The sequence below is a fragment of the Paraburkholderia ginsengiterrae genome (assembly GCF_001645125.1).
Taxonomy (GTDB): Bacteria; Pseudomonadota; Gammaproteobacteria; order Burkholderiales; family Burkholderiaceae; genus Paraburkholderia; species Paraburkholderia ginsengiterrae.
Genome location: NZ_LXKA01000176.1, coordinates 26,879 through 40,678, shown reverse-complemented (window position 1 = coordinate 40,678; position 13,800 = coordinate 26,879). Strand labels below are relative to the sequence as shown.

Annotated in this window: 9 protein-coding genes; 4 read left to right on the top strand and 5 right to left on the bottom strand. The window is 64.3% G+C overall.

Annotated elements, in window-relative coordinates; translation table 11 throughout:
* Window positions 1–20: 20 nt before the first annotated feature.
* The 4 genes from A6V37_RS13815 to A6V37_RS13800 all read right to left on the bottom strand — a co-directional run bounded on the left by A6V37_RS13815 (window position 21) and on the right by A6V37_RS13800 (window position 7,944).
* The gene (locus A6V37_RS13815; RefSeq protein WP_064286061.1) at window positions 21–926 is read right to left on the bottom strand and encodes a cation diffusion facilitator family transporter; all 906 of its coding nucleotides are present in this window, start codon (window positions 924–926) and stop codon (window positions 21–23) included.
* Between the two features lie 153 nt (window positions 927–1,079).
* Window positions 1,080–5,918 carry an NAD-glutamate dehydrogenase gene (locus tag A6V37_RS13810; protein WP_064286060.1) on the bottom strand — a complete coding sequence of 1,613 codons (4,839 nt, stop codon included), beginning with the start codon at window positions 5,916–5,918 and terminating at the stop codon, window positions 1,080–1,082.
* Window positions 5,919–6,088: 170 nt separating this feature from the next.
* Window positions 6,089–6,913 carry an alpha/beta fold hydrolase gene (locus A6V37_RS13805; RefSeq protein WP_064286059.1) on the bottom strand — a complete coding sequence of 275 codons (825 nt, stop codon included), beginning with the start codon at window positions 6,911–6,913 and terminating at the stop codon, window positions 6,089–6,091.
* Window positions 6,910–7,944 (bottom strand): M14 family zinc carboxypeptidase, encoded by a 1,035-nt coding sequence (locus tag A6V37_RS13800; protein ID WP_064265289.1) that lies wholly within the window; start codon window positions 7,942–7,944, stop codon window positions 6,910–6,912. Before A6V37_RS13800 ends, A6V37_RS13805 begins: the two co-directional genes overlap by 4 nt.
* Before the next feature lie 291 nt (window positions 7,945–8,235).
* On the opposite strand from A6V37_RS13800, the gene phnC reads away from it, so the two are divergent.
* From phnC to A6V37_RS13780, 4 genes are all read left to right on the top strand, one after another.
* A complete protein-coding gene (gene phnC, locus A6V37_RS13795; protein ID WP_064265288.1) occupies window positions 8,236–9,141 on the top strand; it encodes a phosphonate ABC transporter ATP-binding protein in 906 nt (301 codons plus the stop codon).
* A 41-nt stretch (window positions 9,142–9,182) separates the two neighbouring features.
* Window positions 9,183–10,160 (top strand): phosphonate ABC transporter substrate-binding protein, encoded by a 978-nt coding sequence (gene phnD / locus A6V37_RS13790; protein ID WP_064265287.1) that lies wholly within the window; start codon window positions 9,183–9,185, stop codon window positions 10,158–10,160.
* Complete coding sequence (gene phnE / locus A6V37_RS13785; protein ID WP_064265286.1) at window positions 10,157–11,020, top strand: phosphonate ABC transporter, permease protein PhnE; 864 nt, start codon at window positions 10,157–10,159, stop codon at window positions 11,018–11,020. The genes phnD and phnE overlap by 4 nt, the downstream gene beginning before the upstream one ends.
* 278 nt (window positions 11,021–11,298) lie before the next feature.
* The gene (locus A6V37_RS13780) at window positions 11,299–12,135 is read left to right on the top strand and encodes a DMT family transporter (RefSeq protein ID WP_064265285.1); all 837 of its coding nucleotides are present in this window, start codon (window positions 11,299–11,301) and stop codon (window positions 12,133–12,135) included.
* A gap of 54 nt (window positions 12,136–12,189) precedes the next feature.
* Here the strand turns inward: A6V37_RS13780 and pdxR are convergent, their stop codons facing one another.
* Window positions 12,190–13,704, bottom strand: coding sequence for a MocR-like pyridoxine biosynthesis transcription factor PdxR (gene pdxR / locus A6V37_RS13775; RefSeq protein ID WP_064286058.1), 1,515 nt, complete (start codon window positions 13,702–13,704; stop codon window positions 12,190–12,192).
* Between the last annotated feature and the right edge of the window lie 96 nt (window positions 13,705–13,800).

Here is a 13,800-nt window from a genome sequence, read left to right as displayed (position 1 = left end):
CCCTGCGGGCGCGCGCGGACTTAAACGCGCGGTACATCCGGTTCGAAAAATACCCACCGTACTTGCGGAAAGGCCGACTGCAAATCCGCTTCGATCACGTTGATCGCGTCGACCATCGCGCGGCCGCTGGCGTAGTCGATCATTTCGGCCTGCACGGCCACCACCACGTGACGGCCCCATTGCAGGGTAATCATGTTGATGATGCTGCGAATCTCGGTTCGCGCGCGCAGGTGCGCCTCGATCGCGCGGCGCACTTCCGGACTCGCCGATTCGCCGACGATCATCGACTTCACTTCGCGCGCCACCAGCCACGCGATCACCATCAGCAGCAGGCCGACGCCGATGGAACCCAGCGCGTCATAGAGCGGATTGCCGGTCATCATGGTGAGCAGCACGGCGACGAAGGCGATGGCGAGACCGGCCAGCGCCGCGATGTCCTCACCCGCAACCACGAGCAGTTCGGACTCGCGCGTCTCCCGAAACCAGCGCCACATGCTTTTGTCCGGATGGCTCTTGCGGATTTCCTTGACGGCGCCCCACAGGGACAGCGCCTCGAGCACCACCGACACGCCGAGCACCGTCAGCGCCACAAACGCATACTGCAACGGCTCGCGCACGAAGAGGCGGTGCACGCCTTCGTACACGGAGAACGCGCCGCCGACAAAGAACAGCAGCAGTGCCACGAGCAATGAGTAGAAGTTGATCTCGCGCCCGCTCCCCATGGGATGCAACGGGCTGGCCGGCTTGCGCGCTTCACGCAGGCCGAATAGAAGCAGCAACTGGTTGCCGCAGTCGGCGGTGGAGTGAATCGCCTCCGCGAACATCGAGCCGGAACCGGTGAAGGCGGCCGCCGCGAACTTGCAGATGGCGATGCCGAGGTTGGCGGCGAGCGCATAGAAAATGGCTTTCGGCGATTCTTCTTTCATCGTCGTGGAGGGCGTCCGTGAGTTTGCAGAGAGCTTTCAGTTTGCAGCAGCCCGTATTATGGACATGCCGGGCGGCATGCGTCCAACCTCGGTGTGTTGGACACATGCCCCGCTTATGCTCCCAGACGCTCGCCCCGCGGGCATGGCGCCGCGCTAGGCCCTTTCGAGCGCCGCCATTTCCCGCACGATGACCAGCAGCATCGACAGGCTCGCCCCGCCCGTGGCCCGCAGATCGGCCAGCAGGCGCGCATAGCGCTCGAGCTGGGCGACGCGCTTCTCGCGCCATGCCTCGACCAGGGTTTCCGGCGTCGATGCGTCGTCCGCGCCGGCCAGCGCGCTGGTGGTCAACGCGCGTTTCAGGCGCGCGAGTTCGGCCAGCGCGGAGGCGCGCGCCAGCATGTCCCAGTGCGTTGGCGCCGGCAAAGCGGCCGCGCGTTCGCTAATCCAGCTCGAATTCAGCAGCGTACCGAGCGCGAAGTACACGCCGGTCACCAGTTCGAGGCTGCGGTCGCTCGTCGAGGCCACCTCGGCGATATCAAGCAGCGCCGCCGAAATCTCGCCGCTCGCGATCCGCACCGCGAGACCGCTGTCGACGCCGGCGTCCACCAGCACGCGCTGCCGTTCGGAGAGCGCGTCGAGATCGGCACTCGGCAACAACGCGGGCCATTGCGGCGCAAGCCGCTGCGCCGCGTCGCGGCAACGCGCGAGCAGGCCGGCCACATCGCCGTCGCTGACCGCGCCCGACTGCAACTGCCGCAGGAACCACAACGCCGAACGTTCGACGAGGCGCGCCACTTCGACGAACATGCGCGCCTGCACATCGTCGGCCACTCGGTTGTCGAGCGCGTCGATGCTGCTCCACACTTCGTCGAGATCGAACACGTCGCGCGCCATCACGCAGGCCCGCACAATGTCGCCGGGATGCGCGTCGGTTTCTTCCATGAGCCGGTGCACGAACTCGCAGCCGACCCGGTTCACCAGCGCGTTGGTCAGATGCGTGGCAAGAATTTCGCGCCGCAGCGGGTGCTTTTGCATCGGTGCGCTGAACCGCTGCCGCAACGGCTTGGGGAAATACTCCACCAGCAGGTCGCTCACGAGCGGGTCTTCCGGCATCGACGAATCGAGCAGCGCGTCGTACAGCCACATCTTGCTGTACGCCAGCAACACCGCGCGCTCGGGCGTGGTGAGACCTTGTTTGGCGGCCTGCCGCTCGGCGATTTCCTCGTCCGTCGGCAGAAACTCGATCACGCGATTCAGGCGCCCGGCGCGTTCCAGATAGCGCATCAGCCGCGCCTCGGCGTCGAGCAGCTCAACACCGTAGCGGCCCGCAATCGACAGCGCCTGGGTCTGGTAGTAGTTGTCCTGCAGCACCAGCAGGCCGACTTCGTCGGTCATTTCGGCCAGCAGCGCATTGCGCTGCTTCTCGGTCATCTCGCCATCGGCGACGACCAGCCCCAGCAGAATCTTGATGTTGACCTCGTGATCCGAGCAGTCGACACCCGCCGAGTTGTCGATCGCGTCGGTATTGATGCGGCCCCCGCGCTGCGCGAACTCGATGCGCCCGAATTGCGTGAGACCGAGATTGCCGCCTTCGGCCACGACCTTGCAGTGCAGATCGGCGCCGTTGACTCGGATCGCGTCGTTGGCGCGGTCACCGACCTGCAGATTCGTTTCATGGCTCGCTTTCACATACGTGCCGATGCCGCCGTTGTACAGCAGATCGACCGGCGCCTGCAAAATCGCCCGCATCAATTCAGCGGGCGCGAGCGCGGGCACGCTCAAGCCGAGCACCGATTGCACCGCCGGCGACAGCGGAATCGTCTTGGCGCTGCGCGGAAACACGCCGCCGCCCGCCGAGATCAGCGCGGGATCGTAGTCGGCCCAGCTCGAACGGTCGAGCATGAACAGGCGCCCCCGTTCGGCCAGACTCAGCGCCGGATCGGGATTCGGATCGAGGAAAATATGCCGGTGGTCGAACGCGGCCACCAGCTTGATATGCGGCGACAGCAGCATGCCGTTGCCGAACACGTCGCCCGACATATCGCCGATGCCGACCACCGTGAAGTCCATGGTCTGCGTGTCCACGCCCATTTCGCGGAAGTGCCGCTTGACCGACTCCCACGCGCCGCGCGCGGTGATCGCCATTTTCTTGTGGTCGTATCCGACCGAGCCGCCCGACGCAAACGCGTCGTCGAGCCAGAAACCATATTCCTGCGAGATCGCGTTCGCGAAGTCGGAGAACGTGGCCGTGCCTTTGTCTGCGGCAACCACCAGATACGGATCGTCGGGGTCGTGCCGCACCACGTCGGGCGGAGGCACCACCGCGGTGCCCGCGAGGTTGTCGGTCAGATCGAGCAGGCCGCGCAGGAAGGTCTGATAGCACGCGATGCCCTCGCGCATCCATGCGTCGCGCTCGCTTTGCGGCGGCGGGTTCTTCACGACGAAGCCGCCCTTCGAGCCGACCGGCACGATCACCACGTTCTTCACCATCTGCGCTTTCATCAGCCCGAGCACTTCCGTGCGGAAATCCTCGCGCCTGTCCGACCAGCGCAAACCGCCGCGCGCCACCCGGCCGCCGCGCAAATGCACGCCTTCCACCCGCGGCGAATACACCCAGATCTCGAACATCGGTTTAGGTTCGGGCAAGCCGGGCACTTGCGCGGGATTGAACTTGAAAGACAGGTACGGCTTCGGATGCCCGCCGGCGTCGAAGCGATAGTAGTTTGTGCGCTGCGTCGCCTTGATGACGCCGAGAAACTGCCGGAGGATGCGGTCCTCGTCGAGATTGGGCACCTGATCGAGCGCACCTTCGATCTTCTGCAGCCAGCCGTCAATCAGCAGTTCGCGCTTCTCGCCCAACTCCGGATCGAAGCGAGCCACGAATAGCTCGACCAGCATGCGGGCAATCGCCGGGTTACCGGTCACGGCGCGCTCGATATACGCGTCGCTGAAGGTCGACCCCACCTGGCGCAGATACTTGGCGTATGCACGCAGAATCGTCACTTCGCGCGCATTCAATTGGGCGCGCAGCACGAGGCGGTTGAAATCGTCGCTTTCGATCGCGCCGGTCCACACCTGCTCGAAGGCTTCTTCGAAGAGATTCTTGACGCGCTCGATGTCGAACTCCGCGTCGTCCGCGAGTTCGAGGCCGAAGTCGTGAATCCAGGCGGGCGTCGCGCCCAGCGCCTCGATCAGATGAGGCCGCTCTTCGTCGACCCGCACGCCCAGATGTTCGAGCATCGGCAAGCTGCGCGACAACGCAATCGGCAAGCCCGCGCGATATACCTTGAAGCGGAACGCCCGCGGCCCGGATTCGATGGGCCGGTACAGATTCATGGCAAGACGCTCGGTGCCCTGCACGCGCTCGATCAGCTCGATATCGCGCACGGCCGTGCGGGCCGGATAATCGTCGCGATAGCCGGCCGGAAACGAATCGCCGTAGTGCTGCAGCAGACGGTTGCCCTGCTCTTCGCCGAACGCATCGAGCAAAGCGTCGGCAAGATCGTCCTGCCAGCGGCGCGCCACCTGCACGAGCCGCGCTTCCAGTTCACGCGTATCGACGTCGGGCATGCCGCCCGGCTTCGCGTGGATGACGAAATGAATGCGCGCCAGAGTCGATTCCGACAGCAGCGGCGTGAATTCGATGCTCTCGCCGTTGAACGCCTCAGCCAGCAGGTGCGCCACGCGCCGGCGCAGATCCGTGTTGTACTTGTCGCGCGGCACGAACACTAGGCACGACACGAAGCGATCAAAGCGGTCGCGCCGCACGAACAGGCGCGTGCGCTGATGCTCCTGTAAACGCAACACGCCGAGCGCGGTGTCGTAAAGCTGATCCTCGTCGGCCTGCAGGAGCTCGTCGCGCGGATAGGTTTCGAGCACCGTCACCAGCGACTTCGCGAGATGGCCCTTGGGCAGGAAAGCGGCCCGCCGCACGATATTCGCGCATTTGCGCCGCACAATCGGAATCTCCGCGGCCGACACGGAATACGCCGTGGACGTATACAGGCCGATGAAGCGGCGCTCGCCGATCACCTTGCCGTCCGCGCCGGTCAGTTTGATGCCGACGTAATCCAGATAGCCTGGCCGGTGCACGGTGGCACGCGAATTGGCCTTGGTCAGAAAGATCGGCCATGAGCCGAAAATGATGTCGGCCGCGGCCGGCGGCAGCGGCGTGACCTCGGCGGCGCCGGCGGGCTGCTGTGCATCGCGCAGAATGCCCAGGCCGGAGCCCTGCACCGCGCGCAGGCCGTAGCCGCCGTCGTGCTCCACCAGGTCGTAATCGCGCTGGCCGAGAAAGGTGAAATGGTCGGCCACCATCCATTCGAGAAACGCGCGTGCTTCCACACCTTCCGGGCCGGCTTCGCCGGTTTTCATGCCCTTGATGGTGAGGCGCGCGAGTTCGACGATCTTCGGCCAGTCTTCGACCGCCAGGCGCACGTCGCGCAACACCTTGGCGATGTCGTCGCGCAGGGCGTCGAGTTTTGCCGCGCCGCAACGGTCCACTTCGAAATGAATAAACGAGGCCAGTTGCGAACGGGTATCGGTGGCGTCTTCTGCGCCCTGGCCGACTCTCGTGATGCTCCCGTCGGGCGCGCGCCAGATGCGGAATACCGGATGCACGACGGAGTGCAGCGCAAGGCCATGCCGGTTGACCGCCATCGACACCGAATCGACCAGAAACGGCATGTCGTCATTGACGATTTCGATCACCGTGTGATCGGAATGCCAGCCGTGCTGTTCGAGAATCGGGTTATAGACGCGCAAACGCTCGGCGCCGGGCACGAAGCGCTGCGCCGTTTGCCAGTGCGCGAGCGCCGCACCGTAGAGATCGGCGATGGAGCGGCTCTGCAGATCGTCGGCGTCGACGAAATCGTAGTAGTGCCGCAGGAAGGGTTCGACAACCGCGAAGGTTGGTTCGGGCAGGCGCCCACGTGCAAATTCGACGACATCGTTCAGCAGGTGCGTGACGGCTTCTTCGTTCTTCGCTTGCATGATCAACTCCCCCGGCTGGCGGCAATGGCGAGTATCGCGTGACTGCATGCATCGACTGCACGGGAATTATGCACCTGCCGACCCGAATGCGATGAACGAGTGCACTTAGGTAATACCCGCTGGCTTTATACCTATTACTCTCGCCGCGTTGCAGCAGCGTGTCCGGCGGCTTAAAGCCCGGCGCCCGGCACGGCGGGGTTCTGCTCGAGCCATGCGCGAACCTGCCCGGCGGTCCATGCCGGATCGTCGTGCGGCAGATCGTGGCCGGCCCACGGATGCTCGCGATGCAAGGCGCCCCACGCCGCCGCGAGCTTCGCCGAGCAGACCGGGTTGACCAGCCTGTCGGCCTGCGAAGAAAGGATCAACACCGGGCAGGCCGGTTTCGCGGCCCTTGCGGTAAAACGCGCCGCGGCCCAGAGTTGCCGCAATGCGTTGCCACGGCTCACGGGCGCGCTTCGGCGAATCGCGCTCCATGCGGCGAGATCGTCGTCCAGCGTCGCCACGTTGTTGCATGTCAGCCGATGAATGCCGCGCTCCGCGCGCGCCGCGGCGGTCCAGTTGGCGGCCACGCCCGCCAGCCCCGGCCACGCCGACGGGCGAAGCCGCTCCTGCATGTGGCTGAACGGCCGCATGCTGGTATTGATCAGCACCAGCCGCTCGATCTCATGGGGATGCCGTTGCGCCCAGTCGGTCGCCACCATGCCGCCGAGCGACATCGCCAGTACGCAATACGGGCCGGGCAGGTTGCTCTGAAAAGCCGCATGGCGCACGAAACCCACCATGTCGGCGACCGTCGCCGGTGCGCGCAGGTGCGCGAACTCGCCGTTGCCCGGCAAATCGAGCAGCAGCAGCGGGTTGTCATGGTCCGCGCCGCGCCGCGCCTCATTCGACGCCTCAGCGGGCGACTCACCGAGCGATTCGCGCAATACGTCAGGCAAGCGGCCCCAATGGCGGGTTTCGCGTGTGAGGCCGCGCAGCAGGATCCATGTGCTCATGCGCTTTCCGGCCGATACCAATGGTCGAGGGCGCTTTGCAGCAATTGGTCGCGGCGATTGCCTTGCGGCAGCCAGCGTTGCGAGGAAAAGGCCGCGCGCGCCAGAAAATCGAGCAGATTTGCATGACGCCGAAGCACGCGCGCCGTGCGATGCGCCTTCACCGGATTGAACATGCCCTGACGCGAGAACAACTGCCGCGGATTCTTCTTGATCCACAGCCATGAGCCGAGTTCGAGGGTCATCGGCAGGAAGACGTTGGGCGCCGGCGTGCGGTCGTAGGCGAAGTCCCACAGATCGCCGTGCAACAGATACTGGTGGCTCTGCGGTTCGAACGCGTAGCCGTGATGCGGATGCGCGCGTTCGAACATGGTCTTGAGCACGTACATTTCCGGCAGATGCGGCATCAGCTTGCGGGTGCGCGCGTAGGGAAACCAGATGCTGTCCCGCCAGCCATAGCCTGAATGGCAATCGAGCGCGATGCTCAACGGCCGCGACGCCAGTTCGGTTTCGACCACCTGCAGTAGCGCAGCGGCCTCGGGCTCCATCGGGTCGCCCTCGCGCCCGCGATACCACGGCAGCCAGGCGCCCACGCGCTGGCCGCCCGCGAGCAGCGGCACCCGCGCGTCGGCGTTCTGCGGCGCATTGCGCATCAGATCGACGCCGTTCGGATTGGCGCGCGTGGCCGCCCACATGCCGCCTGGATTGACGATCGGCATAAAGATCAGACGAATCGACTGCAATTGCCGCACCAGCAGTTCGTCCCATTCGAGCCGCGCGAGCAGCGCGCGCATGTAATCCAGCACGAGTTGCGAGCCGATCCGCTCGAGCCCGTGAATACCGCCGAAAAACCCGATGGCCGGCGCCTGCGGATCAGTCGAGCCGATGCTGGCGGTACGCACGGCGAATTGCCGGCCGCGCACCACCGTCTCACAGACGGTGCTGACCGCGAAGCTTGCACTGCCCTGTTCGAGGATCGTCCTGAGATCTTCGTACTCCGCAAAACTGTCGGGAAGGAAGCTCAAAGGATGCATGACGACGTCGCAAGGAAATGCAAGGTTATTGGGGACGGCTCCTCGAATGCCGCAATATAGCCTGGCACGGAGCGATCATGCTGAAGCGGTGCACACTCATTCAAATCATGTCACAGGCATGTCATTTACTGTTCGTCCGAATGACTTCGTTCTGTCTTTTCAGCGACGCAAAAAATTCATATAAAGATATAGTCGTCTAGACGTCGCGACACCTTCACTTAACCGTCACAGACGCTTCCTAGAATGAGCCCCACACATGCCGGCAGCGCCCGGACGCGTCAAGGGGTACTTATGGAAGCAATTCGAATCGAACGGCTGAGCAAGACGTTCAGCAACGGCCGCAAGGCGCTGGATGAAATCGACCTGCGCGTCCAGCCGGGGGAAATGGTGGCGCTGATCGGCGCCTCGGGTTCCGGCAAGTCGACCCTGCTGCGCCACATCGCGGGCTTCACGGCCTCGGACGCGCAGCCGTCGCAGATCTCGATTCTGGGGCGGCCGATCCAGCAGAACGGCCGCATCGTGCGGGAAGTGCGCAGCATTCGCCGCGATATCGGCTTCGTGTTCCAGCAGTTCAATCTGGTGAACCGCCTTTCGGTCGAAAGCAACGTGCTGATCGGCGCACTCTCGCGCCTGCCGTTGTGGCGGCGTCTGACCGGCCGTTTTCCACGCGCGGAGCGCGCATTGTCGATGACCGCGCTCAACGAGGTCGGCATTGGCGACCATGCGCGTGAACGCGCCGCCAATCTTTCCGGCGGCCAGCAGCAGCGCGCCGCGCTCGCCCGTGCGCTGGTGCAGCGCGCGCGCATCGTGCTCGCCGACGAACCGATCGCCTCGCTCGACCCCGAATCGTCGCGCCGCGTGATGGAGATGCTGCGCACGCTGAACGTCGAGCATCAGCTAACGGTGCTGGTCTCGCTGCATCAGGTCGACATCGCCATGCAGTACTGCCAGCGCACCATCGCGCTACGCCGCGGCAAGGTGGTCTACGACGGCCCGTCCGGCGCGCTCACGCCGGTCCTGCTCAAGAAGCTCTATGGCGACGACGCCCGTGAACTGCTCGATGAATCGCTCGATGCCCATGCCTCTGACCCAGAAGGCAGCGAGACAAAAACCGTAGCGGGCGGCACGCCGCTTCAAGACACCGAACCTGCCCCGGAGCGTTACGCATTCGCGCTCAATCCCGCGCACTCGAACTGAGCGCGCTCATTCACCCTGTCAACTCAACCGGATCTCAAGCAATGAAATTCCTGCGTTCATTGATCACGCTGGCTGTAGGCGCGGCCGCCTTCGCCGGCGTCGCCGCCGCCCATGCCGAGGACCTCAACCTCGGCATCATTTCGACCGATTCGTCCTCGGTGCTCAAGCAGCGCTGGGAACCGCTGATCAACGACATGAACAAGCAAACCGGCCTGAACGTCAAGGCGTTCTTCGCGACCGACTACGCCGGCATTATTGAAGGCATGCGTTTTAACAAGGTACAGGTCGGCTATTTCGGCAATGCGTCCGCGATCGAGGCAGTGGACCGCTCGCAAGGCGAAGTGTTCGCGAAGGTGCAGTACGCGAATGGCGACGCCGGCTACTACTCGGTGCTGATCACCAATGTGAACAGCCGCTTCAAAACGCTCGACGATGTATTCAAGAATACGAAGGACGTGACGCTCGGCTTCGGCGATCCGAACTCCACCTCAGGCACGCTGATTCCCGGCTACTACCTGTTCGCCAAACACAACACGCCGGTCAATACCTCGTTCAAGACCGTGCTGCCGTCGAGCCACGAAGCGAATCTGCTGGCCGTGGTGAACAACAAGGTCGACATCGCGACCAACAACACCGAGATGCTCGACACGCTGAAGAAAGAGCATCCGGACAAGTTCGCGCAGGTGCGCGTGCTGTGGACATCGCCGCTGATTCCGTCGGACCCGCTGGTGTGGCGCAAGGATCTGCCGCAAGCCACCAAGGACAAGCTGCGCAACTTCTTCCTGAACTACGGGAAGACCGATCCGCACGAAAAAGCGGTCATGGCCGCGATCACGGGTTACGCCGGTTTTGCTGCATCGTCGGATGCGCAGTTGCTGCCGATCCGCCAGGTCGCGTTGTTCCAGCAGAAGCAGAAGATCGAGAGCGACGCGCATCTCTCCGATGACGATCGCAAGACCCAGTTGGCCGCACTCGACGCGAAGCTGAGCGCGCTCAACGCCGCCCAATCGAAGCAATGAACACCGCCGATCTGATCACGTCGCCTAAGCACGCGGGTGAAGCACTCGCCGCTCAGGCGGCGAGCGCATCGGCGCAGGCAGCACGTGATGCAAAGTCCGCTGCGGGCAAGCGTGGCTGGCTGTCGCTGCTGGGCTGGATCGCGGTGCTTGCGGTGTTGGGCGGCGCATGGCACGGCGCCGACATGCGTCCGCTGGACCTGCTCACCGACTCCGGCAACATGGGCCAGTTCGCCAAAGACTTTTTCCCGCCTGACTTCACCGAATGGCGCAGCTATCTGCATGAAATGGTCGTGACGCTCTCGGTGGCGGTGTGGGGCACGGCGCTCTCGCTCGTGTGCGCCGTGCCGTGCGGCCTGATGTCCGCGCACAACATGGCGCCGATGTGGATCGTGCAGCCCATGCGCCGCCTGATGGATGCGTGCCGCGCGATCAACGAAATGGTCTTCGCGATGCTGTTCATCGTCGCGGTCGGGCTCGGCCCGTTTGCCGGCGTGCTGGCGCTGTGGGTGCACACCACCGGCGTGCTCGCCAAACTCTTCGCTGAAGCGGTCGAGGCCATCGATCCGCGTCCGGCCGAAGGCGTGCGCGCCACCGGGGCAACCAGCCTCGACGAAATCATTTATGGCGTGCTGCCGCAGGTGCTGCCGCTGTGGATCTCGTACGCGCTGTATCGCTTCGAATCGAACGTGCGCTCGGCGATGGTGGTCGGCATGGTCGGCGCGGGGGGAATCGGCGTGGTGCTGTATGAAGCGATCCGCTCCTTCAACTATGCGCAAACCGCCGCGGTGATGATCATGGTGGTGATCGTGGTCACCGCGATCGATCTCGGCTCCGCGTGGCTGCGCGAGCGCGTGATCTAAGCTTGCTACATCCTTCCTGATAGCGGCTCCGGAGGCGGGCGAAGCGCGGCTTCGCCGCCTCCCTGCCCGGCCGCCCTTCAACCCGGCACTTCAACGTCTGTGCGGCTAATCGTACGGAAATCATCGCGTACCTTGTTTGCGCGCCACAAATTGTCGCAACTTTCCATATAATGCCACTTCACCGGAGTCGCGCACTCCGCTATTCCGGCGTGCTCCTGGAATAATTGCGTGCTTGTGGCCGCCACCGGGGCCGCCTCTCCCCTCCTCTTTGGTCGTTGATGGAAACCTTTGTGGTTTTGCTGGTGCTGGTCTCCGCGCTGCTTCACGCCACGTGGAACGCGTTTCTGCATCTATCCGAAGACCGCGTCTGGCTGCTCGGCATGATGGCGATTCCGTATATCGCCGTGAGCGCGGTCGGCGTCATTGCGCTGCCCTTGCCTGAACCGGCGGCATGGCCGTACATCTTCGCGTCGGTGCTGCTGGAATTCGGCTATCTGCTGGCGCTGATTCGCGCCTACAAGAGCGGCGACTTCGGGCAGATCTATCCGATCGCGCGCGGCCTTTCGCCCATGCTCGTGTTTGTCGGCGCATTGGTGTTCGCGCATGAGGCGCTCAAGCCGCTAGCCGCCGTCGGGGTGGCGCTGGTGTCGATCGGTATCGTCTCGCTGGCGTTTCGCCGCGGCATGCGCTTTTCGGGCGAAAGCGTGCCGTTTGCGCTGCTGACCGGGTTTTTCATCGCGACGTATTCGGTGGTGGATGGAATCGGCGCGCGCGTGGCGGGCAATGGCATGAGCTACATCATGTGGGTCTATCTGATCTGGAATATCCCGCAGTTTCTGCTCGCCTGGCACTGGCGCGGCGGTGCTAAAGGGCTGTTCATCGGGCGCGCGGTGGTGCTCAAGGGCATCGCCTCCGGCGCGCTCGCGTTGAGTGCTTATTGCCTGATCATCGAGGCTTATCGCTACCTGCCGATTGCCATGGTTTCCGCGCTGCGCGAGATGAGTTCGATCTTCGCGGTGCTGATCGGCTGGCTGTTCATGCGCGAGAAGCTGACGACGCGGCGGATCGTGGCGTGTGGGCTGGTGACGCTGGGGGCGGTGTTGATTCGGATTTGACGCGCTCGGGCGTTGGCTTCAGTGTGCCTTGCAAGCTACAGGACCAGAACCACCTCACGCAAACACCGGCAACGTCGCATCAATCGCATCCGCCAGCGTGTTGAACGCCGGCGCGATCTCCTCATCCGGCACGCACGCATAGCCGATCAGCAAACCCGGCGGCGCCAGCGGCGGCTGCGCGTAGTACCCCGACAACGGCCGCACGATGATATTGCGCTCCAGCGCCGCAGCCGCCACCAGCCGGTCGTCGCTGCCATCCGGCAACTGCATCACCAGATGCAGACCCGCATCGCCTCCCACGGCCGGCAGCGCATCGCCATACCGTTGCGCGGCGGCATCGAGCAGCGTCTGGCGGCGCTGCCCATAGAGCGTGCGCATCTTGCGGATATGCGAAGTGAAATGCCCTTCAGCGATGAACTCCGCGAGCATCGCCTGCTGCAGCAACTGCCCTTCGCGATACAACTCGGCGCTCGCGGTGGCGAAGCTCTCCGCCAGTGCCTCCGGCACGACGAGATAACCGATGCGCAAACCCGGAAACAGCGTCTTGCCGAAGCTGCCCACGTAAATCACCTGCCCCGACGTATCCAGGCCCTGAAGCGACGCCAGCGGTCGGCTGCCGTAGCGATATTCGCTGTCGTAGTCGTCCTCGATGATCCAGCACTGGTTCTGACGCGCGTACTCGAGCAGCATGCGGCGCCGCGCGAGGCTCATCACCATGCCGAGCGGATACTGGTGCGACGGTGTGACGAGCATCAGCTTGGGCGGTTGCGCGAGGTCGTCGGCCAATGGATTGATGCCTTCCTCGTCGACGGCGATGGGCCGCGACTGCAGTCCCGAGACGTGCAGCACGCTGCGCACGCCCCAATAACAGGGGTCTTCGGTCCAGATCACGTCGCCCGGATCGGATAGCAGGCGCACCGCGAGGTCGACCGACTGGTGAATCCCGGTGGTGATGATGATCTGCTCCGGCGTGCAGCGCACCGAGCGCGACGTGCGCAGATAGTCGGCCAGCGCGTGACGCAGCGAGGCAAGGCCGCCGCCCGGCGCATACGTGAGCAGGTCCGGACGCAGCCGGCGCCAATACTTGTTATGCAACCGGCTCCACACACGCGCCGGAAACTTCGTGACGTCCGGCACGCCGGGCATGAACGCCCCCCACTGGCGCTTGGACACGCCCGCGCCTGCGATCAGCCGCGCGCCGCGCGTGGACAACGCGCGGGCCGCCGGCAGCGGCGAAGGTTCCGGACGCGCGTCGGCCGCGTCGGCCGCAGCGGCATCCGGCAAGCCGAGGATTTCCTCCGGCGCGCTGGCGGCAACGAACGTGCCACGCCCGGTCGCCGAACTGACATACCCTTCGAGTACCAGTTGCTCGTACACCTGCGTGACGGTATTGCGCCCGATGCCCAACTCCTGCGCCAGCAAACGCGACGACGGCACCTTGCTGCCCGGCGGCAGTTCGCGCGACAGGATCGCCTGCTGCAGCAGCCGGTGCAGCTGGCGATAGATCGGCTGGCCATTGCCTCGGTCGAGACGCTGGGCCAGCCAGTCGGACAAAACGCTCGCGCGCATGATTGGCTCCTACATTTTTATTGAAATGGCTCTGAAGTTAAGAGCCAAATCTCATTATAGTCGCAGCATGTGCTGTGCTGAGCGCGCGGCGTCTAC